Origin of the sequence: Agromyces aureus, from assembly GCF_001660485.1 — a bacterium.
Classification (GTDB): Bacteria; Actinomycetota; Actinomycetes; order Actinomycetales; family Microbacteriaceae; genus Agromyces; species Agromyces aureus.
The window spans coordinates 2,280,803-2,306,926 of the sequence record NZ_CP013979.1; the positions used below are offsets into that span (position 1 = coordinate 2,280,803).

General features: G+C 70.8%; 24 protein-coding genes and 1 tRNA gene. 14 read left to right on the forward strand and 11 right to left on the reverse strand.

What is annotated here, in order from left to right:
* Positions 1-31: 31 nt before the first annotated feature.
* The 5 genes from ATC03_RS10095 to ATC03_RS10115 form a co-directional block, all read right to left on the reverse strand.
* Positions 32-904 carry a DUF3097 domain-containing protein gene (locus ATC03_RS10095; RefSeq protein ID WP_067876389.1) on the reverse strand — a complete coding sequence of 291 codons (873 nt, stop codon included), beginning with the start codon at positions 902-904 and terminating at the stop codon, positions 32-34.
* Between the two features lie 9 nt (positions 905-913).
* Positions 914-4,405 (reverse strand): error-prone DNA polymerase, encoded by a 3,492-nt coding sequence (locus ATC03_RS10100; protein WP_067876392.1) that lies wholly within the window; start codon positions 4,403-4,405, stop codon positions 914-916.
* Between the two features lie 28 nt (positions 4,406-4,433).
* Positions 4,434-6,062: a DNA polymerase Y family protein gene (locus ATC03_RS10105; RefSeq protein ID WP_067876395.1), complete on the reverse strand. Its 1,629-nt coding sequence runs from the start codon at positions 6,060-6,062 to the stop codon at positions 4,434-4,436.
* Positions 6,059-6,877: a hypothetical protein gene (locus tag ATC03_RS10110; RefSeq protein WP_067876396.1), complete on the reverse strand. Its 819-nt coding sequence runs from the start codon at positions 6,875-6,877 to the stop codon at positions 6,059-6,061. Before ATC03_RS10110 ends, ATC03_RS10105 begins: the two co-directional genes overlap by 4 nt.
* A 192-nt stretch (positions 6,878-7,069) precedes the next feature.
* Positions 7,070-7,153 (reverse strand) — tRNA-Leu (locus ATC03_RS10115).
* A gap of 209 nt (positions 7,154-7,362) precedes the next feature.
* Between ATC03_RS10115 and ATC03_RS10120 the strand changes: the two genes are divergently transcribed.
* Positions 7,363-8,724, forward strand: a complete 1,362-nt coding sequence (locus ATC03_RS10120; RefSeq protein WP_084003419.1) for a M20/M25/M40 family metallo-hydrolase — start codon at positions 7,363-7,365, stop codon at positions 8,722-8,724.
* A 49-nt stretch (positions 8,725-8,773) separates the two neighbouring features.
* Positions 8,774-9,592 carry an undecaprenyl-diphosphate phosphatase gene (locus tag ATC03_RS10125; RefSeq protein WP_067876399.1) on the forward strand — a complete coding sequence of 273 codons (819 nt, stop codon included), beginning with the start codon at positions 8,774-8,776 and terminating at the stop codon, positions 9,590-9,592.
* A 46-nt stretch (positions 9,593-9,638) separates the two neighbouring features.
* Here ATC03_RS10125 and ATC03_RS10130 read toward each other — a convergent pair whose 3' ends face one another.
* The gene (locus ATC03_RS10130) at positions 9,639-10,607 is read right to left on the reverse strand and encodes a PAC2 family protein (protein ID WP_067876402.1); all 969 of its coding nucleotides are present in this window, start codon (positions 10,605-10,607) and stop codon (positions 9,639-9,641) included.
* A gap of 76 nt (positions 10,608-10,683) precedes the next feature.
* On the opposite strand from ATC03_RS10130, the gene ATC03_RS10135 reads away from it, so the two are divergent.
* From ATC03_RS10135 to lnt, 9 genes are all read left to right on the forward strand, one after another.
* Complete coding sequence (locus tag ATC03_RS10135; RefSeq protein ID WP_067876407.1) at positions 10,684-11,358, forward strand: HAD family hydrolase; 675 nt, start codon at positions 10,684-10,686, stop codon at positions 11,356-11,358.
* A complete protein-coding gene (locus ATC03_RS10140) occupies positions 11,355-12,383 on the forward strand; it encodes a tRNA (adenine-N1)-methyltransferase (protein ID WP_067876410.1) in 1,029 nt (342 codons plus the stop codon). The genes ATC03_RS10135 and ATC03_RS10140 overlap by 4 nt, the downstream gene beginning before the upstream one ends.
* Before the next feature lie 42 nt (positions 12,384-12,425).
* Positions 12,426-13,370: an FKBP-type peptidyl-prolyl cis-trans isomerase gene (locus tag ATC03_RS21195; RefSeq protein ID WP_067876413.1), complete on the forward strand. Its 945-nt coding sequence runs from the start codon at positions 12,426-12,428 to the stop codon at positions 13,368-13,370.
* A 58-nt stretch (positions 13,371-13,428) separates the two neighbouring features.
* Positions 13,429-14,454 carry a helix-turn-helix transcriptional regulator gene (locus ATC03_RS10150; RefSeq protein WP_179947873.1) on the forward strand — a complete coding sequence of 342 codons (1,026 nt, stop codon included), beginning with the start codon at positions 13,429-13,431 and terminating at the stop codon, positions 14,452-14,454.
* Positions 14,451-15,434, forward strand: a complete 984-nt coding sequence (locus ATC03_RS10155; RefSeq protein WP_067876416.1) for a helix-turn-helix transcriptional regulator — start codon at positions 14,451-14,453, stop codon at positions 15,432-15,434. The genes ATC03_RS10150 and ATC03_RS10155 overlap by 4 nt, the downstream gene beginning before the upstream one ends.
* Positions 15,435-15,499: 65 nt before the next feature.
* The gene (tatA, locus tag ATC03_RS10160; RefSeq protein WP_067876420.1) at positions 15,500-15,763 is read left to right on the forward strand and encodes a twin-arginine translocase TatA/TatE family subunit; all 264 of its coding nucleotides are present in this window, start codon (positions 15,500-15,502) and stop codon (positions 15,761-15,763) included.
* Positions 15,764-15,811: 48 nt separating this feature from the next.
* Complete coding sequence (gene tatC, locus ATC03_RS10165) at positions 15,812-16,603, forward strand: twin-arginine translocase subunit TatC (RefSeq protein ID WP_067881856.1); 792 nt, start codon at positions 15,812-15,814, stop codon at positions 16,601-16,603.
* Positions 16,604-16,615: 12 nt separating this feature from the next.
* Positions 16,616-19,048 (forward strand): DEAD/DEAH box helicase, encoded by a 2,433-nt coding sequence (locus ATC03_RS10170; RefSeq protein ID WP_067876423.1) that lies wholly within the window; start codon positions 16,616-16,618, stop codon positions 19,046-19,048.
* 75 nt (positions 19,049-19,123) lie between these two features.
* On the forward strand, positions 19,124-20,680 hold the full coding sequence (lnt, locus tag ATC03_RS10175; RefSeq protein ID WP_335622228.1) for an apolipoprotein N-acyltransferase: 1,557 nt from the start codon (positions 19,124-19,126) through the stop codon (positions 20,678-20,680).
* Between the two features lie 75 nt (positions 20,681-20,755).
* On the opposite strand, the gene ATC03_RS10180 is transcribed toward lnt, so the two are convergent.
* The 4 genes from ATC03_RS10180 to ATC03_RS10195 all read right to left on the reverse strand — a co-directional run bounded on the left by ATC03_RS10180 (position 20,756) and on the right by ATC03_RS10195 (position 23,425).
* Entirely contained in the window at positions 20,756-21,118 is a 363-nt protein-coding gene (locus ATC03_RS10180; protein ID WP_067876429.1) for an RNA polymerase-binding protein RbpA, read from the reverse strand.
* Positions 21,119-21,204: 86 nt separating this feature from the next.
* A complete protein-coding gene (locus ATC03_RS10185) occupies positions 21,205-21,960 on the reverse strand; it encodes a glycerophosphodiester phosphodiesterase family protein (RefSeq protein WP_067876432.1) in 756 nt (251 codons plus the stop codon).
* 5 nt (positions 21,961-21,965) lie between these two features.
* Complete coding sequence (locus tag ATC03_RS10190) at positions 21,966-22,955, reverse strand: SPFH domain-containing protein (RefSeq protein WP_067876435.1); 990 nt, start codon at positions 22,953-22,955, stop codon at positions 21,966-21,968.
* Complete coding sequence (locus tag ATC03_RS10195) at positions 22,952-23,425, reverse strand: NfeD family protein (RefSeq protein WP_067876438.1); 474 nt, start codon at positions 23,423-23,425, stop codon at positions 22,952-22,954. Before ATC03_RS10195 ends, ATC03_RS10190 begins: the two co-directional genes overlap by 4 nt.
* 133 nt (positions 23,426-23,558) lie before the next feature.
* Here ATC03_RS10195 and ATC03_RS10200 point away from each other — a divergent pair, with 133 nt between their 5' ends.
* Positions 23,559-24,326: an SDR family oxidoreductase gene (locus tag ATC03_RS10200; protein ID WP_067876441.1), complete on the forward strand. Its 768-nt coding sequence runs from the start codon at positions 23,559-23,561 to the stop codon at positions 24,324-24,326.
* 129 nt (positions 24,327-24,455) lie between these two features.
* On the opposite strand, the gene ATC03_RS10205 is transcribed toward ATC03_RS10200, so the two are convergent.
* On the reverse strand, positions 24,456-25,058 hold the full coding sequence (locus ATC03_RS10205; RefSeq protein WP_067876443.1) for an HdeD family acid-resistance protein: 603 nt from the start codon (positions 25,056-25,058) through the stop codon (positions 24,456-24,458).
* Between the two features lie 166 nt (positions 25,059-25,224).
* On the opposite strand from ATC03_RS10205, the gene ATC03_RS10210 reads away from it, so the two are divergent.
* On the forward strand, positions 25,225-25,668 hold the full coding sequence (locus ATC03_RS10210; RefSeq protein ID WP_067876447.1) for a helix-turn-helix transcriptional regulator: 444 nt from the start codon (positions 25,225-25,227) through the stop codon (positions 25,666-25,668).
* Between the two features lie 9 nt (positions 25,669-25,677).
* Positions 25,678-26,088, forward strand: a complete 411-nt coding sequence (locus tag ATC03_RS10215; RefSeq protein WP_067876448.1) for a VOC family protein — start codon at positions 25,678-25,680, stop codon at positions 26,086-26,088.
* Positions 26,089-26,124 lie beyond the last annotated feature (36 nt).

Here is a 26,124-nt window from a genome sequence, read left to right on the forward strand (position 1 = left end):
GCAGGCCGGATGCCGCGGCCGAACGGAACGCTCAGGCCGGCGCGGTGACGAAGTCGATGAGCTCCTCGACGCGAGCGAGGAGCGACGGCTCGAGGTCGCCGTAGCCGCGCACCTGCCCCAGGATGCGCTGCCAGGCGCGAGCGATGTCGGCCTGCTCGGCGTGCGGCCAGCCGAACGCCTCGCAGACGCCGTGCTTCCACTCGGTACCCCTGGGGATGACCGGCCACGCCTCGCGGCCGATGCGGGCGGGCTTCACGGCCTGCCAGACGTCGATGTACGGGTGCCCGACGACGAGCACGTTCGCCCGGTGCGGGCCGCGCATGACCGCGTGGGCGATGCGCTGCTCCTTCGACCCCGGCACGAGGTGGTCGACGAGGATGCCTGCACGACGGCCGGGCCCCGGCTTGAAGTCGTCGAGCTGCTCGGCGAGCACGTCGACGCCCTCGAGGTACTCGACGACGACGCCCTCGACGCGGAGGTCTGCGCCCCACACCTTCTCGACGAGCTCGGCGTCGTGCCGGCCCTCGACGAAGATGCGGCTCGGCAACGCGACCCTGGCCTTCGCCTGCGCCGGGTCGACGGCGAACGACCCGGAGGCCGTGCGCAGTCGACCCTCGGGCGCCTTCGGCTTCGGGCGCACGAGCTGCACGGCCTCGCCGTCGACGAGGAACCCGTGCCCGAGAGGGAACATGCGGGTCCTGCCGAAGCGGTCTTCGAGGGTCACGTGCTGCGCGTTCACGGCCACGACCGCGCCGCAGTACCCGTCGGCGGCGAGCTCGACGACGAGGTCGCGCTCGGCTTCGATGCTGGGGATGACCTTGCGGCCACGCGCCTTCCAGTCACCGGCGAGCACGTCGGAGCCGTAGCGGTCGGGTCCGTTCGGGGTATGGGTCGAGGTCGGCACCGGACGAGGCTAACGGAAGTCGCGCGACCGCAACGGCGCCGACACGGTGAGCCGTTCGAACCGGTCGGCCACGAGGTTCACGACCCCCTCGCTCGAGCGTTCGAGGATGCCGCGGATGATCATCGCGGGCGCCTCGCGCGCGACCCTGCGGTAGCGCTGCCAGACGCCGACGCTCGCGATCACGTTGACCGTGCCGGATTCGTCCTCGAGGTTCATGAACGTGATGCCGCTCGCCGTCGCCGGACGCTGGCGGTGGGTCACGACCCCGGCGACCTCGATGCGGCGCCCGTTCTCGGTGGAGCGCAGCAGGTCGTTGCGCACTACGCCCCGCGCGTCGAGGCGTTCGCGGATGTGCCGCATCGGGTGGTCGTCGGGCGAGATGCCCGTGGCCCACAGGTCGTACACGACCTGCTCGGCCGGGGAGAGGATCGGCAGCAGCGGCGGCTGCACCACGACGAGGGAGCCCTCGAGGAACTCCTCGCGGTCCTGCGCGGCCTCGCCCGCGAGCCAGAGCGCCTGCCGTCGCCCGAGTCGGAAGCCCGCGAACGCGCCCGCCGCGGCGAGCGCCTCGAGCTGTTCTGCCGAGAGACCGGCCCGGCGCGAGACATCCGCCATGTCCCGGTACTGGCCCCTGGCCTCGCGCTCGGCGACGATGCGCTCGGCGACCGCGAGGCCGATCGAGGAGACGTCGGCGAGCCCGAGGCGCACGGCGAACGCGCCGTCGCGCCGGTGCTCCGCCGAGCGGTCGGGGGCCTCGCGCACGAACTTCCCGACGGGCGGCTGCACGTGGTCGGCGCACGTGGGCATGCCGGTCGGCTCGCGGCATCCGTCGTCTGCTGCTCCGGATGCCGCGGCGGCACCGGATGCACCTGATGCACCTGATGCGCGGGAAGCCCCCGGCGCACTCGACGCGCCGCCGTCCAGCGGCTCGAGCCCCGCGTGCACCCCCGATCGCAGGATGTCGGGACGGCGCACCTCGACACCGTGGCGGCGGGCGTCGGCGGTGAGGGTCTGCGGCGAGTAGAAGCCCATGGGCTGGGCGCGCAGGAGCGCCGCGAGGAACGCCGCAGGGTGGTGCAGCTTCAGCCACGAGCTCGCGTAGACGAGCAGGCCGAAGCTCAGCGCATGGCTCTCGGCGAAGCCGAAGTTCGCGAACGCCTCGATCTTGCCGTAGATGGAGTCGGCGACCTCGGGCTCGATGCCGTTCTCGGCCATGCCCTTGTAGAGCTTCGCGCGCAGGCGGTCGATCTTCTCGACGCCGCGCTTGGAACCCATGGCGCGGCGCAGCAGGTCGGCGTCGGCCGCGCTGCAGTTGCCCACGGCGACGGCCATCTGCATGAGCTGCTCCTGGAAGAGCGGCACCCCCATCGTGCGTTCGAGCACGGGTTTCAACTTGGGATGCAGGTAGCTGACCTTCTCCTCGCCCGTTCGACGACGGATGTAGGGGTGCACGGCACCGCCCTGCACCGGCCCCGGCCTGATGAGCGCGATCTCGACGACGAGGTCGTAGAAGCGGCGCGGCAGCAGCCGGGGGAGCGTGCCCATCTGCGCACGGCTCTCGACCTGGAACACGCCGATCGAGTCGGCGCGGCAGAGCATGTCGTAGACCGCGGCCTCCTCCTTCGGGATCGTCGCGAGCTCCCAGGTCTCTCCGGTGTGGTCGCGCACGAGGTCGAACGTGTACTGCAGGGCCGCGAGCATGCCGAGGCCGAGCAGGTCGAACTTCACGAGGCCCATCCACGCGCAGTCGTCTTTGTCCCACTGCAGCACCGTGCGGCGCTCCTTGCGCGCGTGCTCGATGGGACACACCTCGCCGACCGGGCGATCGGTGAGCACCATGCCGCCCGAGTGGATGCCGAGGTGCCGCGGAAAGCTCAGCAGCTGCGAGGCGAGCTCCACGACCGGCTCGGGGATGTCGTGGTCATCGGTGTTCACCACCGCGCCCCAGCGTTCGACCTGGCGGCTCCAGGCGTCTTGCTGCCCGGTCGAGAAGCCGAGCGCCTTGGCCATGTCGCGCACCGCGGCCTTCGGACGGTAGCTGATGACGTTCGCGACCTGCGCGGCGTTCATGCGACCGTACTTGTCGTAGACGTACTGGATGATCTCCTCGCGCCGGTCGGAGTCGAAGTCCACGTCGATGTCGGGCTCCTCGTCGCGGAGCGCCGAGAGGAACCGCTCGAACGGCAGGTCGTAGAAGATCGAGTCGACCGCGGTGATGCGCAGCACGAAGCAGACCGCCGAGTTCGCCGCCGACCCGCGACCCTGGCACAGGATGCCCCGCTGACGGGCCTCATGCACGAGGTCGTGCACGATGAGGAAGTAGCCCGGGAAGTCCTTCTGCTCGATCACGTCGAGCTCGCGCGCGAGGCGCTCGCGCACGTGTTCGGGCACGCCCGGGTAGAGCTCGGCGGCACCTCGCCAGGTGAGCTCCCGCAGCCAGCTCATGGGCGTGTGCCCCTCTGGCACCTCCTGCTTCGGCAGCCGCGGCCTGGCGCTCCGCAGCGTGAACCCGAGCTCGGCCGCGAGGGTCGCCGACCGTGCGACGGCTCCGGGGTAGCGGGCGAACCTCTCGGCCATCTCGGCACCCGAGCGCAGGTGCAGGCCATCGGATGCCGGCAGCCACCCGTCGAGCTCGTCGAGGCTGCGCCTGGCGCGCACCGCGGCGAGCGCCGACGCGAGCCGGTGCTCGCCCGGCGTGGCGTAGTGCACGGCGTTCGTCGCGAGCAGCGGCAGGCGAGCGCGCGCGGCGAGTTCCGCGAGCCGGTCGTTGGCCTGCTGGTCGAGCGGATGCCCGTGGTCGAACAGCTCGACGACGACGTGGTCGCGCCCGAAGAGGGCGATCAGCCGGTCGAGCTCGCGCCACGCGGCATCCGTTCCTCCGCTCGCGAGGGCACGACGGACCATGCCCTTGCGGCATCCGGTGGGGATGATCCATTCATCACCGGAATGCTCGGCGAGCGCCTCGAGCGAGTACACGGGCCGGCCCTTCTCACCGCCCGCGAGCTGCCCCGCGGTGATCGCGCTCGCGAGTCGGTGGTAGCCCTCCTGCTGCCTCGCGAGCACGAGCAGGTGCTCGCCCTCGGGGTCGGCCGCGCCCATCTGCGGCTCGGTGAGGCCGAGCGAGAGCTCCGCGCCGAACACCGTCTCGAGCTCGGGGAAGCTCTCGGCGGCCTCGGCGAAGCGCACGACGCCGTAGAGGCCGTCATGGTCGGTGACGGCGAGGCCCGTGAGACCCAGGCGGTGCGCCTCCTCGACGAGCTGCTCGGGCATCGAAGCGCCGTCGAGGAAGCTGTACGTCGAGTGCGCGTGCAGCTCGGCGTACGGCACGACCGGCCCGGTCGGCGCCTCGAGACCTTCGGAGGGGCGATATGGACGCCGCTTGCGGCTGAACGCCGGACCGTCGCCGCCGTCGGCGATGAGCGTGGGCGCCCCCGGCCGCTGCCGATCGGAGAGCTTGCGTTCGAGCTCCGACCACGGGATGCCCGGGTTGTTCCACCCCATCAGCGCCACCGCCCCGTCATCGCACTCATCAGTCGTACCTCGCCTCGGCCCACCAGCCGTCGCCGTCGCGCACGAGCAGCCACGCGCAGCCGTCGTCGTCGACGATCTGGAAGCGGTGCACGCGCTTGGCGGCCGCCGGGTCCCACCAGCGTTCGACCACGGGCCACGGGCCGGCCCACGCGCGCACGGGCCGAGCGCCGAATCCGTCGGTGCGGCGCGCCCGCCCCGCCCCCGTCGCACTGACGCCGGCGCCCGCGCCCGCCTCATCGCCGCCCACGGCGAACCGCTCTGGCACCGCGGAGATCATGCCGCGGGCGTCGATCGCGACCTCCGCCCCTCGCGCATCGAGCAGCGCGACGGGCCGCCGGTCGCGGAACACGCTCGCGGGGGCGAGTGCGGGCAGGCTCCCCGGCCACGGCGCGTCGCCCTCACGGCCAGCCCCTCGCTCCGGCGGGCGGTCGCCCCACGGCACCAGCACCTGGCGGTCGGCGAGCATGCGGCCACCGCCGACCGATGCGGTGACGACGGCGTCGTGGCCGAGCATGCTCTGCACGCGGGTGAGCCCGTGGTGCACGCGCTCGTCTGGGCCGCCGCCCCAGAGCCCCTCTTCGTGCGCACCAGTGGAGTCGATGCGCTCGGGGATCACGCGCAGCCGCACGATCGGCGAGGCGAGGCCGGTGTCGGCCATGCCCGAGCCCTGCAGCTGCCAGCGGACCCGGTCGATGACGTCGGCGGGCGTGAACCAGCGCGGATGCAGCCAGCTGCGGCTCGAGCGCCCGCCGCGCTCGTCGTCGATCTCGACCCGCAGCCCGGTGCACACGAGCCGCACGTCGCGCATGCGCTGGATGAATCCCTCCGCACCCACCCGGAACGCGAACGCGAGCTGATCGATGCGGTCGAGCGGCGGCTCGAACTCCTGCTCGACCTCGAACTCGGGCGGGGGAGTGCGCGCGAGCACCCTGGCCTGCTCGCGGCCGGCTGCACGGTCGTGCGCGAAGGCGCCGGCCGCACCGAACCTGCGCCGCACGTCGGCCTCTGGCAGCGCGGCGAACTCGCCGAGGGTGCGCACGCCGAGCCGGTTCAGCAGGGTGCTCGTGCGCGGGTCGGTCACGAGCGCGACGGGCAGCGGCGCGATGAAGGCGGCGGATGCCCCTGGCTCGACGACGTGCACACCCTCGCCAGCTGCGGCTCCGACCCTGGCCGCCTGCTCTGCGGCGAACGGTCCGTCGGCGATGCCGACCCGGGCCCCGACGAGCCCGAGTTCGTCGAGGGTCGCCAGGAGGGCGGATGCCGCGGCCTGCTCACCCCCGTAGTAGCGCGCCGGGCCGCGAGCCCGCATGGCGAGCGTGCCTGGGCGGACGACCTGCACGCCGGGCACGGTCTGCTCGACCCGGCGCACCACCGGTTCGAAGACGCGCACGTCGAGCTCGGCGTCGTAGTCGATCACGACGAGGCCGGGGGAGCGCAGCTGCGCCTCCCTGAGCTTCAGCCCGCGGGCGACGCCGTGCCGGCGCGCCGCGGCCGAGCACGCGAACACGAACCCCTGCGCGATGAGCGCGATGGGCTCGCCCTCATCGAGTCCGTCTTCTCGGCAGACGGCGCGGATCGGCCAGTCGGGGCACCACAGCACGATCGTGCGACCGGGTTCGACGTTCATCCGGCCCTCCGGCGTGCTTCACCGACGAGTCCGAGCGCCGGGTTCGCCCGAAGGGAGCCCGCACGGAGCTCGCCGAACGTCGTCCCCGTGCGCACGACGGCGGCCGGGCGCACGGGGACGACCGTCGCGACGGGGTCGGGCATCGGCGCGAACTCGAGGTGCCGCCCCGGCAGGTGCAGCCGGGATCCCGCGCGCCGCCCGAACTCGCCGCGACCGGCGACCTCCACGACCACCTCGCGGTCGACGAGATGCCCGTGCCCGCGTTCGATGCCGTGCCACTCGCTGTCGGAGACCCCGAGCCTCGCATCGCTGCCCGGCCAGGCGCCCGCGACGAGGAGCGTGGTGCCGCGCTGGCGGAGCCTGGCCTGCAGGCGACTCGCCTCGGCGGGGGAGACCTGCCCCTTCGGCCGCACGGCGACGACGGGGATCACGTCGGCGAGCGCCGCCGCCACGGCCAGCCATTGATCACCCGGATCGGGCACGAGGGCGAGGCGTTCGAGCGCGATGCCGAAGCTCGCGGCGGCCTCGACGCCGAACTCGGGCATGCCGACGATGGCCGCCCAGCGCCCGTCGGCGCTCGGGCCGGCGAGCAGCGCCATGAGCAGGGTCATCGACCCCTCGACCTGCACGATCGTGCCCTCGCGGAGCGTGCCGCCCGGCAGCACGTCGGCGAACGCCGGATGCGTCGGCACCGCCTTCGTCTCGAGACGCGTGCTCTGCATGCCGCGGATGCGGGCCTGCAGCTCCTCGACGCGCGCGGCATGGGGCGCACGGACACCGGATGCGGTGTCGGGGAGGGGAGCGGTCAGGGTCACCGCTCCAGTTTCGAACATATGTTCGAACACGGCAAGTCGGATGCACCGAACGTCCGCACCCCGGGCGAGTCGACATGCCGGGCGGGTCCGCACCACGGGCAGGCCGACAACCGTCCCGGAAATGCCAGACGACGTCCCGGAAATGCAAGAAGGCCCGGATCGAAACCGATCCGGGCCTTCTCGACACAAGCGTGCGCGAGGGGGGACTTGAACCCCCACGCCCGTTAGGGCACTAGCACCTCAAGCTAGCGCGTCTGCCATTTCCGCCACCCGCGCTTGTGTCAGCCTTGCGATTTCTCGCTCGGCAACGAGATGAAACATTACCACGGTTCCGAACGCGCTTTTGACCACGGGGGCCATCCGCCGTGGCGGATTCCGCACGTTCGCAGCCGGAAACGCCGATCAGGGCCATGTTCCGAATTTCGCATGTCGCCGCATCGCGACCGCCGTCGCCCCGATGGGCGGCGGCGGCTACGGTGAAGGGCATGGCCGAGACATCCGCACCGCTGCCCGAGCCCCGCCCCGCGAACGACGAGAACGAGCCGAACGAGACCCTCGAGCTCGAGGAGACCGCGCTCATCGCGCGCGACCTGATCAGGTTCGACACGTCGAACTTCGGCGGAGGCAAGGCGAACGGCGAGCGCGAGGCCGCCGAGTACGTCGAGGCGCGCCTGTCGACCCTCGGCCTGTCGCCGCAGCTGTTCGAACCCGAGCCGCGGCGTACGAGCGTCGTCGCCCGCGTGCCCGGCCGCAACCCCGACAAGCCCGCGCTCGTGCTGCACGGCCACCTCGACGTGGTGCCGGCCGACGCGCGCAACTGGAGCGTCGACCCGTTCGCGGGCGAGATCCGCGACGGCATGCTCTGGGGCCGTGGTGCGGTCGACATGAAGGACATGGACGCCATGATGCTCACGGCGCTGGGCGACATCCTCGGTTCGGGGCGCCTGCCCGAACGCGAGATCGTCGTCGCGTACTTCGCCGATGAGGAGGCCGGAGGCGGAGTGGGCGCGAGCCGGCTCGTCGACGACCACCCCGAGCTCTTCGCGGGCGCGACCGAGGCGATCAGCGAGGTCGGCGGCTATTCGATCACGGTCGGCGGCACCCGCGCGTACCTGCTGCAGACGGGCGAGAAGTCCCTGCTCTGGATCCGCCTCGTCGCCCGGGGCACGGCGGCGCACGGTTCGCGCCTCATCCGCGACAACGCCATCACCAAGCTCGCGGGGGCGATCGCGCGCATCGGCTCGACCGAGTGGCCCGTGCGGCTGACCGGCACGACGCGCGAACTGCTCGATCGGGTGGCCGACACGCTCGGCGTCGACCCGCAGCAGGTCTCGCCCGACGAGCTCGCCCTGGCCACGGGTTCGGCCTCGGGGTTCATCACCGCGACCCTGCGCACGACGTCGAACCCGACGGGCCTCGAAGCGGGCTACAAGCACAACGTGATCCCCGATCGCGCCGAGGCGCTCATCGACATCCGCACGCTTCCGGGTGAGGAGGACGAGGTGCTCGCCGAGATCGCGCGCATCGCGGGCGACGACATCGAGATCCAGATCGTGCACCGCGACGTGGGCCTCGAATCCCCGACCTCCGGCGCCCTGGTCGACGCCGTGCACGCGGCGATCCACGCGCACGACCCCGGTGCGCCCGTGTTCCCGTACCTGCTCTCTGGCGGCACCGACAACAAGTCGCTCAGCCGCCTCGGCATCACAGGCTACGGCTTCGCGCCGCTGCGACTGCCCGAGGGGCTCGACTTCCCGGCGATGTTCCACGGCGTCGACGAGCGGGTGCCGTTGGACGCGCTATTCTTCGGGAGGCAGGTCCTGCGCGACCTCCTCCTCGACTACTGACGGTCCACGCGAGCTCCGGGCCTCCGGAGAGGAAAGGCGGCCCAGCCACGTGATCGAAGCGCTCATCCTCGGTTTCGTCCAGGGACTCACCGAGTTCCTCCCGATCTCCTCGAGCGCCCACCTGCGCATCCTCGGCGAGTTCCTGCCCGGCGCCCAAGACCCGGGGGCCGCGTTCACCGCGATCACCCAGCTCGGCACCGAGACGGCGGTCATCGTGTTCTTCTGGCGCGACATCGTGCGCATCGTGTCGCACTGGTTCGGCTCGTTCACGGGCCGCGTGCCGCGCAACGACCCCGACGCGCGCATGGGCTGGCTCATCATCATCGGCTCGCTGCCGATCATCGTGCTCGGGCTGCTCTTCCAGGATGCGATCGAGACCACGCTCCGCTCGCTCTGGATCACGGCGACCATGCTCGTGGTCTTCGGCCTGATCCTCGGGCTCGCCGACTGGGCGGGTGCCAAGCGCCGCAAGCTCGACGACCTCACGGTGGGTCACGGCGTGATCTTCGGCTTCGCGCAGGCGCTCGCGCTCATCCCGGGCGTCTCCCGCTCGGGCGGCACGATCACGGCCGGACTCTTCCTCGGCTACGAGCGCGCGGCCGCGGCACGGTACGCGTTCCTGCTCGCGATCCCCGCGGTCTTCGGCAGCGGGCTCTACCAGCTCGTGAAGAGCTTCGGCGAACCGTCGGTCTACAACCTCGTCGAGACGGGGGCGGCGACCGTGGTGGCGTTCTTCGTGGGTCTCGCCGTGATCGCGTTCTTCATGAGCTACATCTCCAAGCGCAGCTTCCTGCCGTTCGTGATCTACCGCGTGCTGCTCGGCGGCACGCTGTTCGTGCTCCTCGGCATGGGCGTCATCCAGCCCTGACCCCGCACTCGACGACGGATGCCGCGAGCCGGCGTCGATCGGCGGCTCAGGCGTCGCGCGGGCGCCAGGGCTCGTCGCGCGGGCCCTCGCCTCGCGGCGGCTCGTTGCGCCCGTCGGGGCCGTCGCCGCGGCGCCGGAGGTAGCGCTCGAACTCCTGCGCGATCGCCTCGCCGCTCGCCTCTGGGGCGTCGACGGCGTCGCGCGCACGTTCGAGCTGCTCGATGTAGCCCGCCATGTCCTCGTCTTCGGCGGCGAGCGCGTCGACGCCGGACTCCCACGTCTTGGCCTCGTCCTCGAGGGTGCCTCGGGGGATGCTGAGACCCGTGAGCTCCTCGAGCTTGCCCAGCAGGGCGAGCACGGCCTTGGGGGAGGGCGCGTTGTGCACGTAGTGCGGCACCGAGGCCCAGAGCGAGATCGTGGGGATGCCGGCGCGCTCGGCCTGGTCGGCGAGCACGCTGAGAATGCCGACGGGGCCCTCGTACGTGGAGCGCTCGAGGCCGAGGCGGTCGCGGAGTTCCCGGTTCTCGCTCGACGCGAACACCGAGAGCGGGCGCGTGTGCGGGGCGTCGGCGAGCATCGCGCCGAGCAGCACGACGCCCTCGATGTCGGCGGCGAGCGCCTGGTCGACGAGTTCGGCGGCGAAGCTCTTCCAGCTGCGGGCCGGCTCGGCGCCGAGCAGCACGTGCAGGGTGTCGGCCCCGGGTCCGGTGACCAGTTCGTCGTCGGCGGTCGGCGGGTCGGATGCCGCGGCATCCGCCTCGCTCGAAGGCGCGGGCCCGCGCAGCGAGGCGCCGGGCCATTCGATGCGCCGCGAGCCGTCATCGCCCTGCACGATGGTCGGGCGCGTGAACTGGTAGTCGAAGTAGAGCTCGGGGTCGACGGCGGCGATCTCGACGAGGTTCAGACGTTCGGCGAGCAGCTTCGCCGCGCCCGTCGCCGCCTCACCCGCGTCGTTCCACCCCTCGAAGGCGACGACCAGCAGTCTGCCGCCCTCGAATCCGGCCGCCTGATTCACGCTCGGTGCCCCGCTCTCCGGCCCGGTTCCCCCGGGTCCACTCCCACAATAGGCCGTGCCCGTAGACTTGTCGGTTGTGACCACTCGCCTTCCCGCCGCAGTCCTCTGGGACATGGACGGCACGATCGTCGACACCGAGCCCTACTGGATGGCGGCCGAAGAAGAACTGGTCGGCTCGTTCGGCGGCACCTGGACCCATGAAGACGCGATGCGACTCGTGGGCAGCGGGCTCTGGGAGTCGGCGCGCATCTTCCAGGAGCACGGTGTCGACCTCGATGCCGATGCGATCGTCGCGTGGCTCACCGAGCGCGTGCGCGAGCAGCTGAACGAGTTCGGCCTGCCGTGGCGGCCGGGCGCCCGCGAGCTCCTCGAGGCGCTGCGCGAGGCATCCGTTCCCACCGCACTCGTGACGATGTCGGTGCGGTCGATGGCCGACGACGTCATCGCGGCGATCCCGTTCCACGCGTTCGACGCGATCGTGACCGGCGACTCGGTCGACAACGCGAAGCCGCACCCCGAGCCCTACCTCGTCGCCGCGGCCGAGCTCGGCGTCGACATCGCCGACTGCGTCGCCTTCGAGGACTCGCCGACCGGCGTGGCCTCGGCCGCCGCCGCCGGTGCGATCACGGTCGGCGTCCCCAACATCCTCCCGCTCGACGAGACGCCGGCGACGGTGCTCTGGTCGAGCCTCGACGGGCGGACGGTGGCCGACGTGGCCGCGCTCGCCCTCTCACGAAAGGCGAGCGCATGAGCGCGTCCCGCGGCGAACGCAGCGGCCCCTTCCAGGTCGGCGACCGCGTGCAGCTGACCGGGCCGAAGGCCCGCATGCACACGATCACCCTCGAGCCGGGCAAGGTGTTCCACTCGCACAAGGGCATCATCGCCCACGACGAGATCATCGGACTGCCCGACGGCTCGGTCGTCGCGAACCAGGTGGGCATCGAGTATCTGGCCCTGCGCCCGCTGCTCAGCGACTTCGTGATGTCGATGCCGCGCGGTGCGGCGATCGTCTACCCCAAGGACGCTGCGCAGATCCTCGCGCAGGCCGACATCTTCCCCGGTGCCACCGTGGTCGAGGCCGGCGTGGGTTCGGGAGCGCTCTCGCTCTGGCTGCTCCGCGCCATCGGCCCCGAGGGCCGCCTGCACTCGTTCGAGCGTCGCGACGACTTCGCCGGCGTCGCGCGCGGCAACGTGGCGACGTTCCACGGCGCCGACCCCGAGAACTGGACCATCACGCTCGGCGACCTCGCCGAGGTGCTGCCAGAGGTCGCGCCCGAGGCATCCGTCGACCGCGTCGTGCTCGACATGCTCGCCCCGTGGGAGTGCATGGGAGCCGTCTCGACCGCCCTGAAGCCCGGCGGCGTGCTGCTCTGCTACATCGCGACGGTCACGCAGCTCTCGCGCGTCGCTGAGGCGATCCGCGCCACGGGGGAGTACACCGAGCCGCAGTCCTCCGAGACCATGGTGCGCGGATGGCACGTGCAGGGCCTCGCCGTGCGACCCGACCACCGCATGATCGCCCACACGGGCTTCCTGCTCACGGCCCGCCGTCTCGCCCCCGACACCGTGCTGCCCGAGCTCAAGCGTCGCCCGTCGAAGACCGACTTCAGCGATGAAGACGTCGAGCTCTGGACCCCAGGCGCTCTCGGCGAGCGCACCGTCAGCGACAAGGCGCTGCGCAAGCGCGTCAGGGCAGCGGATGCCGCGGCCGCGCGTTCGCGCGAGGGTGCCGGCCCCGACGACGACGCGACCGAACCCCCAGTCGAAGCCGAGTAGGCTTTCACCGCCCACCGCGACCCCACCAAGAATCGAGGATCAGTGCGCTCGTCACTCGCGCTCATCGCCACCGTCGGCCTCGTCGCCGTCGCCCTCTCGGGATGCGCCGCATCGGCCCCCGTTCCCGAGGCGACCCCCGGAGACTCGTCTGCGGCGGTCGAGGTGAGCGGCAAGTTCGGCGAGGAGCCCAAGGTCTCCTTCCCGTCGCCGCTGAACCCCGAAGGGACCCAGTGCACCGAGGTCATCGAGGGCACCGGGCCGCTCCTCACCGAGGGGCAGCTCGCACTCGTCGGTCTGGGCGTCTACAACGGCGCGACCGGTGACGAGATCCAGGTCACGGGCTTCGGCGACACCGACCCGGTGCCCCTGAACGTGAACGCCTCGGCGACCATGCCCGGCATCGCCAAGGGGCTGACCTGCGCCCGCGAGGGTTCGCGCGTCGTGGTGGTCGTGCCTGAGAAGGACGGCTTCGGCCCGAACGGCAACCCGTCGGTGGGCGTCGAGCCCGGCGACAGCATCGTGTTCGTGGTCGACGTGCAGCGGACGTTCCCATCGCGCGCCGACGGCTCGGTGCAGCTGACCCGCGACGGATTCCCCGCCGTCGTGCTCGCTCCCGACGGCCGCCCCGGCATCACCGTTCCGAAGAGCGACCCCCCGAAGTCCCTCCAGCAGGAGACCCTGCTCCAGGGCTCCGGCCAGGTCGTCGAAGACGGCGACACCGTGGTCGTGCAGTACACGGGCGTGCTGTGGGACGAGGGCACCGCGTTCGACTCCAGCTGGGAGAAGGGCACCCCTGCGACCTTCGTGGTCGGCGAGGGCGGCCAGGTGATCCCCGGCTTCTCGAAGGCGCTCGTCGGCCAGAAGGTCGGCTCCCAGATCGGCGTCATCATCCCGCCGGCAGACGGCTACGGCGAGCAGGGCAACAGCGGCGGGGTCCCCGCCAACGCGACGCTCTTCTTCGTCATCGACATCCTGGGCGTGATCTGAGATCACGGCGAACTCGGTTCCGGCCGCGGGTCGCTTCGGCGTGGGTAAGATCGCTCCTGTGACCGGCGGCGAGCGAAGCAACGTGAAGATCCCGGTCGAGGACCGCTTGTTCAGCCTCGTCCTCGCGCTGCTCGCGACCGAGACCGGCCTGCTCAAGGCCGAGATCCTCTCGACCGTGCGCGGATATGCCGAGAAGTACGACCCGCACGGTTCCAACGCCAACCTCGAGCGGCAGTTCGAGCGCGACAAGGACGAGGTGCGCGAGCTCGGCATCCCGCTCGAGACCGTGGAGTCGCCCGATCGCCCCGGTGACAACCAGGCGCTGCGCTACCGAATCCCCAAGGGAAAGTACGACCTGCCCGACGAGGTGCGCTTCACGCCCGACGAGCTCGCCCTGCTCGCCCTCGCCGGCGAGGTGTGGCGCGGAGCGTCGCTCTCGGAGGACTCCCGACGCGCGCTCACGAAGATCCGCGGACTCGGCATCGAGCCGCGCGAACCCGTCATCGGCTACGCGCCGAGACTCCGAGTGCGTGAAGCGGCGTTCGAGCCGCTGCGCTCGGCGCTCGATCGCCGGCAGCGCGTCCGGTTCGCGTACCTCAAGCCCGGTGAGACCGCCCCGCGCGAGCGTCGGGTCGACCCGTACGCCGTCGTGCTGCACGAGGGCCGCTGGCATCTGCACGGCCGCGACGTCGACGCCGACGGCCTCCGCACGTTCCTCCTCTCGCGCATCGTCGGCAAGGTCGACGTCATCGCGGGCGCCACGTTCGCCCCGCCGGTCGAGGGCGTCCAGGACCGCATCCTCGCCGAGCTCGACGAGCTGCGCCTCAGCAACGTCGCCGACCTCGCCGTCACGGCGGGCAGCGACGCCGAGGTGCGCCTCGGCAAGCGCGCGGTGCTCGGCGATGAAGACGCCGGTGTGATCCGATTGCACTACACGGACGTCGCGGTCTTCGCCGACGAGCTCGCGGCCTACGGCCCCGAGGTGCGCGTGCTGAATCCCGCCGATCTCCGCGACGCGGTGCGCGATCGGCTGCGGCTCGTGGCCGAGACGCATGCCGCACGCGAACCCCGAGGAGCGCGATGACCCAGCGACGCGTGGCACTGCGCGCACCCGACAAGCTCGTCTTCCTGCTCTCCCTCGTGCCGTACCTCATCGAGCAGCAGGTGGTCACGGTGGCCGAGGCGGCCGCGCACTTCGGGTCGACCGACGAGCAGATCCGCGACGCGGTGCGCCTGATCGCGATGTCCGGACTCCCGGGCGACACCGGCACCTACCAGTCGAACGACCTGTTCGACATCGACTGGGACGCCTTCGAGGAGCACGACGAGATCGTGATCGTGCACCACGTCGCGATCGACGAGGCGCCGCGCCTGGCCGCCCGCGAGGCGGCCGCGCTCATCGCCGGCCTGCAGTACCTCGCCGCACTGCCCGAGAACGCCGACAGCAGCGCCCTCGCCTCGCTCACGGCGAAGCTCCGGGCCGGTGCTTCGGCGACGCCGTCCGGCCTGGCGATCGCCGAGCCCGCGGCGGATGCCTCGCTCACGAGCATCCGCGAGGCCATCACGAGCGGCAGGCAGCTCGAGTTCGACTACCTCAACGCGCGCGGCGAGGGCGGCCGACGCCGCACCGATCCGATCCGGATGCTCTCGCAGGATGCCGACTGGTACCTGCAGGCCTACTGCCACACGCGCGAGGACGTCCGCAACTTCCGGGTCGACCGCATGAGCGAGCTCGTGGTCCTCGACGTCCCGGTCGCAGACCACGGCGACCTCGACGTGCCCGAGACCCTGTTCCAGGGGTCGTCGTCCGATCTCGACGTGGTCGTCGACGTCGCGGCCGAGGCACTGCCGCTCCTCGCCGACTACCTGGCCGACTCCTCGACCCAGGAGGTCGACGGACGGCTCCGCGTGACCCTGCGCCTCGCGCACGTGCACGGACTCAAGCGACTCGTGGCCGGGCTGCCCGGACTGGTCACGGTGGTGGCGCCCGCCGACGCGCGACAGGTCGTGGCCGAGTGGGCCTCGGCCGGATTGCAGGGCTACGACGAGGCATCCGTCCGCTGAGGGCGGCCGGCGTGCACCCGAGCAGTTAGACTGACCTCCACATCCCCGTCAGAATTGGACGCCGCATGTTCGCAAACCTCACCGGATGGCACTTCCTGATCATCCTGGTCATCATCCTGCTGCTCTTCGGCGCGCCCAAGCTTCCGGCGCTCGCGCGGAGCCTCGGGCAGTCGATGAAGATCCTCAAGTCCGAGGTGCGCGACCCCGCCGCCGACGGCAAGGCCGACTCCACGGGAGACGTCCCGCCCGCGGGCGACAGCTCCGCGAGCACCGGCACGAACTCGGCCGACGGCACCGCGAAGAAGCCCGATTCCGCTTCGGGCGCCTGACGCATGACCGCGACGACGGCGCGCGGTGAGAAGAACCGCGAGCGGCGGATGTCGCTCGGGGCGCACCTGATCGAACTGCGCAAGCGCCTCTTCATCGCCGCGATCGCGATCGTGGCCGGTGCCATCGCGGGATGGCTGCTCACCGAGCTCTTCGTCTGGGACGCGATCCAGCAGCCCGTGGTGAACGTGGCCAGGGTGCAGGCCGAGGCGTACGCCGCCGCACACCCCGGCGAAGAGGTGCCCCAGGTCGCGACGATCGTCTTCCCCACGATCTCGAGCGCGTTCGACCTGCGGCTGCAGTTGGCGATCACGATCGGCATCGTCATCTCGAGCCCGGTCTGGCTCTACCAGATCTTCGCGTTCCTCGTGCCGGGCCTGAACACGCGCGAACGCCGGTTCACGCTCGGCTTCTTCCTCTCGGCGATCCCGCTGTTCCTCGCCGGGTGCGCCGCCGGATGGTTCGTGCTTCCGAACATCGTGAAGCTCATGACGAGCTTCGTGCCCGAGGGCGGCGAGAGCCTGCTGACGGCCAAGGAGTACCTCGACTTCGTGCAGAAGCTGGTGCTCGCGATCGGCGTCGCATTCGTGCTTCCGGTGTTCATCGTGCTCCTGAACTTCGCGGGCGTCATCAGCGCCGCGTCGATCATCAAGTCGTGGCGCATCGCGATCCTCGTGATCGTGCTGTTCACCGCGATCGCCACGCCGTCGGCCGACGTCGTCTCGATGTTCATGCTGGCGATCCCGATGATCGGCCTCTACTTCCTCGCCTGGTTCATCGCTCACCTGCACGACCGCCGTGTCGAGCGCCGAAACGCCGAGGTGTTCGCCGAGGCTGTCTAGGCTGAAGGGGTGATGAGCCTCTCGCCGGCCGAACGGTACGCCCAGTCGCGCGAGCAGCGTCGACGCCCCAGACTGCAGGATTTCGCGGCATCCCAGCGCTTCGACCTCGACCCGTTCCAGCGGGCGGCCTGCGGCGCGCTCGACGAGGGGCGGAGCGTGCTCGTGGCCGCACCGACCGGTGCGGGCAAGACCGTGGTGGCCGAGTTCTCGATCTACCTCGCGATGCAGCAGGTCGGTGCGAAGGTGTTCTACACGACGCCGATCAAGGCGCTGTCGAACCAGAAGTATCAGGAGTTCGTCGAGGCATGGGGGCCAGACGACGTCGGGCTCCTCACGGGCGACACGAACATCAACTCGAACGCGCGCATCGTGGTCATGACGACCGAGGTGCTCCGCAACATGCTCTACGCGGGTTCGTCGACGCTCGACCGTCTCGCGTACGTCGTGATGGACGAGGTGCACTACCTCGCCGACCGGTTCCGAGGTGCGGTGTGGGAGGAGGTCATCATCCACCTCCCCGAAGACGTGCGGCTCGTCGCGCTGAGCGCCACGGTCTCCAACGCCGAGGAGTTCGGCGACTGGTTGCAGGCCGTTCGCGGCGACACCGACGTCGTCGTCTCCGAGGACCGCCCGGTGCCCCTCGAGCAGCACGTGCTCGTCAAGGGCAAGCTCGTCGACCTCTTCGACTCGTCGGGCAAGGGTGCCACCAACCGGGTCAACCCCGAGCTGCTGCAGCTCGCGCGAGCCGGCGGTCGATCGATCTCGTCGAGATCGGCCCGCGGGCGGCGCGGTGGCGATCGGGGTCGCTACCACCAGGGCGGCGGTCAGGGCACCGGCCGCATCGATCGCCCCGAGGTGGTCGACCTGCTGCACGGCAAGCACCTGCTGCCCGCGATCTTCTTCATCTTCTCGCGTGTCGGATGCGATCAGGCGGTGCGTCAGGTGCTGCGATCGGGCATCCGCCTCACCGACTCGTCCGAACGCGACGAGATCCGCGCCATCGTCGAGTCGCGCGTGCAGATGCTGCGCGACGAGGACCTGGCCGTGCTCGGCTACTGGGACTGGCTCGAGGGCCTGCAGCGCGGCGTCGCGGCGCACCATGCTGGCATGTTGCCCGCGTTCAAGGAGGTCGTCGAGGAGCTCTTCCAGCGCAAGCTCCTGAAGGCCGTCTTCGCGACCGAGACGCTCGCGCTCGGCGTGAACATGCCGGCCAGGTCGGTCGTGCTCGAGAAGCTCGAGAAGTTCAACGGCGAGGCCAGGGTGCCGATCACGCCGGGGGAGTATACGCAGCTCACCGGGCGCGCGGGCCGTCGCGGCATCGACGTCGAGGGCCACTCGGTGATCCAGTGGGCCGACGGGCTCGATCCCGAGGCCGTCGCCGCGCTCGCCTCCCGTCGCAGCTACCCGATGAACTCGAGCTTCAAGCCCACGTACAACATGGCCGTGAACCTCGTCGACCAGTTCGGGCGCGAGCGCACCAGGCAGATCCTCGAACTCTCGTTCGCCCAGTTCCAGGCCGACCGAGCGGTGGGCGACCTGGCGCGCACCCTGCGCAAGCAGGAGGAGTCGATGGCGGGCTTCGAGCAGGCCATGGCGTGCCATCTGGGCGACTTCGCCCAGTACGCGGCGATCCGGCGACGCATCAGCGACCTCGAGCGCCAGAACTCCAAGGGCAACGCGACCCACGCCCAGCGGGAGCGCATGCAGCGCGACCTGGCCGACGCGCGCAAGCAGATGCGCGCGCATCCGTGCCACGGGTGCGCAGAGCGCGAGCAGCACGCGCGGTGGGCGGAGCGGTGGTGGCGGCTGCACCGCGACCACGAGCAGCTCTCGCGCCAGATCCATACGCGCACGGGGCAGATCGCGAAGCGGTTCGACCGCGTCGCCGAGGTGCTCGAACAGCTCGGCTACCTCGAGCGCACCGCCGACGGCGGCATGGTCTCGACGCCGGCCGGTCGCATCCTGAAACGCATCTACGGTGAACGCGACCTGCTCGTGGCGGAGTGCCTGCGTCAGGGTCTGTGGAACAGCCTCGACGTCCCGTCGGTCGCGGCGATGGCGGTCTCGCTCGTGTACGAACCGCGGCGCGACGATCACGGCGAGCAGTTCCGACTGCCGCGGGGCCGGTTCCGCGAGGCCTTCGAGCGCACCACCGATGTCTGGAGCGAACTCGACGATCTCGAGCGCGACCACCGTCTCGACGGCAGCGAGGTGCCGTCTCCGGCTCTGGCCATGGCGATGCACGCGTGGGCGAGCGGAGCCGGCCTCGGCGCCGTGCTCTCCGACACCGACCTCGCCGCCGGCGACTTCGTGCGCGTCGCGAAGCAGGTCGTCGACGTGCTCGACCAGATCTCGATCGTGGCGGACGCCGAGCTCGGCGTCACGGCTCGTGCGGCGATCGACGCGGTGCGCCGCGGCGTCGTCGCCTACGGATCCGCCGGATGACACGGCGGAACATCCGAACGGCCGGCAGCGCGGCGAACGGCCGTTCACTCGGGGTCGTTCGCCTAGGCTGATCTGGTGCCCGTCCCGAGACCGCTGATGCCCCTGTGGGCGGCCCTGATCGTCGCGATCGCCGGCGGCCTGGTCTACGACCTCGGGTTCCCCGGCGTCTCGTGGTGGCCACTCGCGTTCGTCGGCATCGCGTTCGCCCTGCTGAGCCTGATCGGCCGTTCCGCGTGGGCCGCCCTGCTCGTGGGCTTCGCGTTCGGCATGGCGTTCTACCTGCAGCAGGTCTCGTGGACCGCGCTGTACCTCGGTCCTGTTCCGTGGCTCGCGCTCTCGGTGCTGGAGTCCGCATTCGTCGCGGGCGGCGCCGTGCTCATCACGCTCGCCTATCGCTGGATTCCCCGTGCGAGCGATGCTCGCTGGGCGCGCCTGATCGTGCTGCCGGCGCTCGTCGCGGGCCTCTGGTGCCTCCGGGAGGCCGCCACCGGCTCGATCCCGTACGGAGGGTTCCCCTGGGGCCGCGCGGCCCTCAGCCAGTCGGAGAGCCCGTTCGCCGACGTCGTCTCGTGGGTCGGCAGCACGGGGCTCGGGTTCGTCATGGTGTTTGTCGTCGCCGCGACGATCGAGTGGGTGCGCACGCGCGGGTGGCGCGACCTCCGCACGGCGATTCCGGTCGTCGCGGTCGCGCTCGTCGCGATGCTCGTACCCCAATGGCAGACGACGGATGCCGGCACGCTCCGCGTGGCCAGCGTGCAGGGCAACGGTCCGGCCGGCTACTTCGACGAACGCGCCCAGGGCGACATCCTCGCCTCGCAGCTCGAGGCGACCGAACCCGTGCTCGACGAGCCCGACCTCGACGTGCTGCTCTGGCCGGAGGGCGGGTCAGACCTCGATCCGCTGCGCTCCGATCGCGTCGCCGACATCTTCGACCGCCTGAGCGAGCAGATCGATGCGCCCGTGCTGCTGAACACCGTCACGGTCGAGGGCGACGACGAGGCGAGCGCCCGGTACTTCAACACGTCGATGCTGTGGCGTGCGGGGGAGGGGGCCGTCGCGACGTACGACAAGCGGCACCCGGTGCCGTTCGGAGAGTACATTCCCGACCGGGACTTCTGGTACGCCCTCGCACCCGACCTCATCGGACTCGTCCAGCGCGGCTACACGCCCGGAACGAATCCGCCCGTCTTCGATCTCGGCTCCGCGATCACGGGACTGGCCATCTGCTTCGACGTGATCTACGACGACCTCATCTGGGAGGGCGTCGACGACGGCGCCCAGGTCTTCATGTTCCAGACCAACAACGCCGACTTCGTCGGAACCGACGAGAACGAGCAGCAGCTCGCGATCGCCCGGCTTCGCGCGATCGAGACCGGCCGATCGGTCGTGAACATCTCGACCGTGGGCACGAGCCAGGTGATCGATCCGACCGGACGCACGATCGACGCGCTGCCCGCCGACGAGCCTGGCGCCATGGTGACGGATGTCGCGCTCCGCGACGGACGCACACCGTCCGTCGTGCTCGGGGCGGCCGTGCCGTGGATCCTCGTCGGCGGCGCCGCGCTCGGACTCGTCGCCGCGGGCCTGCTGGCCCGCCGCCGCGGGCGCGCTCGCCCCGGGCATCCCGCCTGAGGTCGCCGAGAACGCTCCCGGAAACCACGAACGCCGCCTCCAGTGGAGACGGCGTCGATGGATGAAGCGGTGCGACTATGCGCTCTGCTTCTGCCCGCGGCGTGCGCGCAGGAACGCGAGACGCTCCTCGAGCAGCTCTTCGAGCTCGGCGCGCGTACGGCGCTCGAGCAGCATGTCCCAGTGGGTTCGGGCCACCTTCTCGCCCGAACGATCGATCTCGACCGGCTTGGAGTCGACGAGGAGCACTGCCGAAGCACCGCAGTTGCGGCACTCCCACTCCTCGGGGGTCTCGGCTTCGGTCGAGAAGATCATGACCGTCTCGTGGTTGCATGCCTCGCAGCGGTACCTGTACTCCGCGCGGTCGGCGAAGATCACACCGTCTTCAGTCTGCAGGCTCTGAGCGCCGATGCGCATGCCTCGTAGGCTCCGGTCCGCCATGGCGTACTCCTCTCGATCCGTCTATAGGTATAAACGATCAAGCTGTGCGTTCCCCTTCCGGAGGCTGGGTGAATCCCGGGGAATTCTCAGTTTCGCTCCGCGACCAGCGCCACCGCGAGGTCGGCGCGGTCGCTCACCAGGCCGTCGACTCCCACGTCGAGCAGGCGTTCCATGTCGGTCGGGTCGTTCACCGTCCACACGTGCACCTCGGCGCCCGCGGCGTGCACGACGCGCACGAAACGGCGGGAGACGACGCGCACCGGCCCGAAGCGCTCGGGCACCTGCAGCGCGACCGCGCCGCGCAGCGCGCGTCGCACGAGCCCGGGGGAGCCGACCCACGTCGCGAGCAGCACGCCGATGACGCCAGCCTGACCGGTCGACGTCGCGACGCCGGGCAGCAGTTCGGCCAGACGTCGACGTCGGGCGTCGGAGAAGCTCGTCAGCAGCACGCGTTCGACGGACCCGGATGCGCGGATCACCTCGACGACCGGATCGACCGCCTCGGCGACCTTCACGTCGATGTTGAACCGGGCGTCGGGTAAGGCCTCGAGCGCCGCGGCGAGCGTGCAGAAGCGCTGCCCGGCGCCGAGCTCGATCTGCTCGAGGTCGGCGAGCGAGAGGTCGGCGACGACGGCCGAACGGCCCGCGACGCGATCGATGGTGTCGTCGTGGGCGATCACGACCACGCCGTCGCGCGTCAGCCGCACGTCGGTCTCGAGGTAGCCCGCGCCGACCGCGAGTGCGTGCTCGAACGCGAGCAGCGTGTTCTCGGGCGCCTCGACCGCGAGCCCTCGGTGTGCGAGGACGCGCGGTCGAGGCGGATCGAGGTAGCGGGAGGCCACCGCGGTCAGCTGCGGCCGAACGGCGCCGTTCCGGCGTCGCCGACGACCCCGGGGGTGCCGGCCGACGACGACCGGGCGCCCGCCGCGTCCGGAGCCGTGGGAGCAGGCGCCCCGGTCGGGGGCGTGAACGCCTTGCCGATGCCCTTCAGGGCCTCGGTGAGCTCGCTCGGGATGATCCACAGCTTGTTCGCCTGACCCTCGGCCAGCTGGGGCAGCATCTGCAGGTACTGGTAGCCGAGCAGCTTGGGGTCGGGGTCACCCTTGTGGATGGCGTCGAACACCGTGAGGATCGCCTCGGCCTCGCCCTGGGCGCGGAGCACCGCGGCCTTGGCATCGCCCTCGGCCTGGAGGATCGCGGCCTGCCGCTGCCCCTCGGCCGTGAGGATGGCGGACTGCTTGGTGCCCTCGGCGGTGAGGATCAGCGCGCGGCGGTCGCGCTCGGCCCTCATCTGCTTCTCCATCGAGTCCTGGATGGAGAGGGGCGGGTCGATGGCCTTGAGCTCGACGCGGGAGACGCGGATGCCCCACTTGCCCGTCGCCTCGTCGAGCACGACACGGAGCTGGCCGTTGATGTTGTCGCGGGAGGTGAGCGCCTCTTCGAGGTTCAGCCCGCCGACGACGTTTCGGAGCGTCGTGGTCGTGAGCTGCTCGACCGCGCCGAGGTAGTTCGCGATCTCGTAGGTCGCGGCGCGCGCATCGGTCACCTGGAAGTACACGACCGTGTCGATCGACACGACCAGGTTGTCTTCGGTGATCACCGGCTGCGGGGGGAAGGACACCACGGTCTCGCGCATGTCGACGAGCGGCCGCAGCCGGTCGATGAACGGGATGAGGAGGTTCAGACCCGGCATGAGCGTCTTGTGGTAGCGGCCGAGCCGCTCCACCACGCCCGCATACGCCTGCGGGATGATCCGGATCGATCGTGCGATCACGACGATCACGAAGATGACGATCGCGACGACGATGACCGTCGTGATCACCGATACGACATTCACTGGGGGGTGCTCCTCTCGAGCGGCACGACGACGGCCGTCGCACCGTCGATGCCCGTGACGAGCACACGCTCGCCGACCGCGACGTCGACCTGTTCGGTGATGGGGGAGAGGCGCGCCGTCCACACCTCGCCGTTCTGCAGGCGCACCTGGCCGCCGGCGGGGCTGACCGTGCGCACGACATTGCCGTCGACGCCGATGAGCGCGTCGATGTTGCTGCGGGCCGGGTCGGCGCCGCGTTGCAGGGCCCGCAGCAGCGACGGCCGCAGGGTCAGGATCAGCCCGACGGCGACGACCGCGGCGATCACGAACTGCGCCCACCACGGGATGCCGAAGAGCCCGGAGAGCAGGCCCGCGACGCTGCCGAGCGCGAGCATCAGGAACGTCATCTCGAGGGTGAACACCTCGATCGTGGCGAAGACGAGGATAAGCACCAACCAGGCGATCCACGCGTACTGGGTGAGCACATCCACTTCGTTCTCCTTCGCACGGGCCCCACTTCGAAACTAGCAGGGCGAGGGATGCCGCGGGGGAGTTGATATCCTCGGTGGGGCGCCACGCCGAGGACCGTCCGGTCCGATCCGACCTGCACGAGGAGTCCCGAACGTGACCAACCCACTCGCCCCTGGATCCCTGACCGGCAAGGTCGCCCTCGTGACGGGCTCGTCGCGCGGAATCGGCGCCGACACCGCTCGCTACCTCGCCGAGGCCGGCGCGGCCGTCGTCGTGAACTACCGCAGCAAGGCGCCTCGCGCCGACAAGGTCGTCGCCGAGATCGAGGCGGCCGGCGGTCGAGCGATCGCCGTCGGAGCAGACCTCACCGACGCGGCATCCGTCACCGGGATGTTCGAGCGGGCCGTCGCCGCCTTCGGGCCCGTCGACGTGCTGGTGCTGAATGCCTCCGGCGGCATGGAGACCGGCATGGGCGAGGACTACGCCATGCGACTGAACCGCGACGCGCAGGTCAACGTCGTCGACAACGCCCTGCCGCACCTCGCCGAGGGCGCCCGCATCGTGTTCGTCACGAGCCACCAGGCGCACTTCATCCGCACGACGCCGACCATGCCCGAGTACGTGCCCGTCGCGCTGTCCAAGCGCGCCGGCGAAGACGCGCTCCGCGCCAAGCTGCCCGAACTCTCGGCCGCGGGCGTCGAGTTCGTCGTCGTGTCGGGCGACATGATCGAGGGCACCATCACGGCGACCCTGCTGGAGCGTGCGAACCCGGGTGCGATCGCCGCACGCAAGTCCGACGCCGGCCGGCTGTACAACGTGTCCGAGTTCGCCGCCGAGGTCGCGGCCGCCGCGGTCGACCCGGTGCCGGCCGACAACACGCGCTACGTCGGCGACACGTCGGGCTTCGCACCCGAGGCGTGAGCTGCGCGGCCCGGGCACCTGCCTCGACGCCGCACGAACCAACGGCTGAGGGCCGGTCGGATGCTCCGACCGGCCCTCAGCCGTTCCGTTGCCGGATGCGCGCGGTCGCGGCATCCGTTCACCGATGGGTCAGACCTTCGCGCCCTTGCCGAACGTGAACGCGCGCACGATCTGCACGATGCCGAGGATGATCAGGCTGATGCCGGTGATCACGAAGAGGATGACCGTGCCCCAGATCGGCGAGAAGAGCAGCACGATGCCGGCGATGAGGCTCAGGATGCCGAAGAAGACCGCCCAGCCACGCGACGGCGCATCGCCCGACTGCACGAGCGCGACGACGCCCTCGACGATCCACACGACGCCGACGATGACGCCGAGGAGCACGGCGAGCACGGTCGCGGTCGCGGCGATGTTCGCGAACGCGATGATCGCACCGACCACGAACACGAGGCCGAGGATGATGTCGAGTGCTCTCGCACCGCCCGAGATGCCCTTCGAGAAGATGCCGAGGCCGACGTAGGCGAGGCCGGCGATGATGAGGTAGATCGCCAGCAGCACCGTGAGCACGGCAACGGCGTCCTTCGGCCAGAAGGTGATGAACACGCCGATGATGAGGGCGATCGCGCCCGAGACGCCGAGCGTCGTGCGCACCGTGTTGATGGCCGACTTCGACAGGTTCTCGGAGTTGAGGGAGAATGCCGCGAAGACCGCGGGCTGCTGTGGCGACGACATGAGGGTGTCCTTTCGTGGACGACAGTTGAGGCACGCTCAGCGTATTCCCAGACGCACCGACGGCGGCGGAAGTGACGGCGAGTCTCGTCGATTGACGCCCGGTGACGGTTCGGAACCGGGTCGCCGCGACCTCCGCAGCCCCCGCGCGCTGTGACAGGATCGACCCGTGACCGTCGACCCCGGGGGAGACCAGCGACTGCGCGACCTCGCACTGCTGCGACGCGCGCGCGATCGCATCGACCGCGAGTACGCGAAGCCGCTGAACGTCGAGGAGCTCGCCCAGGGCGTCAACATGTCGGCCGGGCACTTCAGCCGCCAGTTCAAGGCCGCCTATGGCGAATCCGTCTACAGCTACCTCATGACGCGTCGCATCGAGCGCGCGATGGCCCTGCTGCGACGTGGCGACCTGAGCGTCACCGAGGTGTGCTTCGAGGTCGGCTGCTCGTCGCTCGGCACCTTCAGCACCCGGTTCACCGAACTCGTCGGAGTGCCGCCGAGCGTCTACCGCCAGCAGCCCGACGGCATCTTCGAGGGTGTGCCCTCGGTGCTCGCGAAGCGCGTCGCGAGACCGGTCAGGAATCGAGAAGCCCGCACCGAGCACCGCAAGTAGCGTGGCGTCATGGACATCACGATTCAGTACACCTTCCTCCCGCACACGGATGCCGAGGAGTCGCTCGCGTTCTACCGCGACACCCTCGGCTTCGAGGTTCGCAAGGACGTCGGCTACGAGCAGATGCGGTGGATCACCGTCGGGCCGGTCGGCCAGCCCGAGACCTCCATCGTGCTCACTCCGCCGACGCCCGACCCCGGGACGACCGACGAGGAGCGGCGGACCGTCGCCGAGATGATGGCGAAGGGCACCTACGCGAGCATCGTGCTGTCGACGACCGATGTCGACGGCGCGTTCGAGCAGGTCGCCGCGAGCGGCGCCGAGGTCGCGCAGGAGCCGATCGACCAGCCCTACGGCGTGCGTGACTGCGCGTTCCGCGACCCCGCGGGCAACATGGTGCGCATCCAGCAGCCCGACTGAGCTGCCGTCAGCGCCGCTGCGGGCCGGCCTGGCGCC

Bases quoted from the DNA above. Each gene is read 5' to 3' on its own strand.
- tatA (WP_067876420.1), top strand. From the start codon at position 15,500: ATGTTCGCAAACCTCACCGGATGGCACTTCCTGATCATCCTGGTCATC.
- ATC03_RS10155 (WP_067876416.1), top strand. From the start codon at position 14,451: ATGACCCAGCGACGCGTGGCACTGCGCGCACCCGACAAGCTCGTCTTC.
- ATC03_RS10105 (WP_067876395.1), bottom strand. From the start codon at position 6,062: ATGAACGTCGAACCCGGTCGCACGATCGTGCTGTGGTGCCCCGACTGG.
- ATC03_RS10205 (WP_067876443.1), bottom strand. From the start codon at position 25,058: ATGTCGTCGCCACAGCAGCCCGCGGTCTTCGCGGCATTCTCCCTCAAC.
- tatC (WP_067881856.1), top strand. From the start codon at position 15,812: ATGTCGCTCGGGGCGCACCTGATCGAACTGCGCAAGCGCCTCTTCATC.
- ATC03_RS10100 (WP_067876392.1), bottom strand. From the start codon at position 4,405: ATGGGGTGGAACAACCCGGGCATCCCGTGGTCGGAGCTCGAACGCAAG.
- ATC03_RS10180 (WP_067876429.1), bottom strand. From the start codon at position 21,118: ATGGCGGACCGGAGCCTACGAGGCATGCGCATCGGCGCTCAGAGCCTG.
- ATC03_RS10120 (WP_084003419.1), top strand. From the start codon at position 7,363: ATGGCCGAGACATCCGCACCGCTGCCCGAGCCCCGCCCCGCGAACGAC.
- ATC03_RS10170 (WP_067876423.1), top strand. From the start codon at position 16,616: ATGAGCCTCTCGCCGGCCGAACGGTACGCCCAGTCGCGCGAGCAGCGT.
- ATC03_RS10140 (WP_067876410.1), top strand. From the start codon at position 11,355: ATGAGCGCGTCCCGCGGCGAACGCAGCGGCCCCTTCCAGGTCGGCGAC.
- ATC03_RS10215 (WP_067876448.1), top strand. From the start codon at position 25,678: ATGGACATCACGATTCAGTACACCTTCCTCCCGCACACGGATGCCGAG.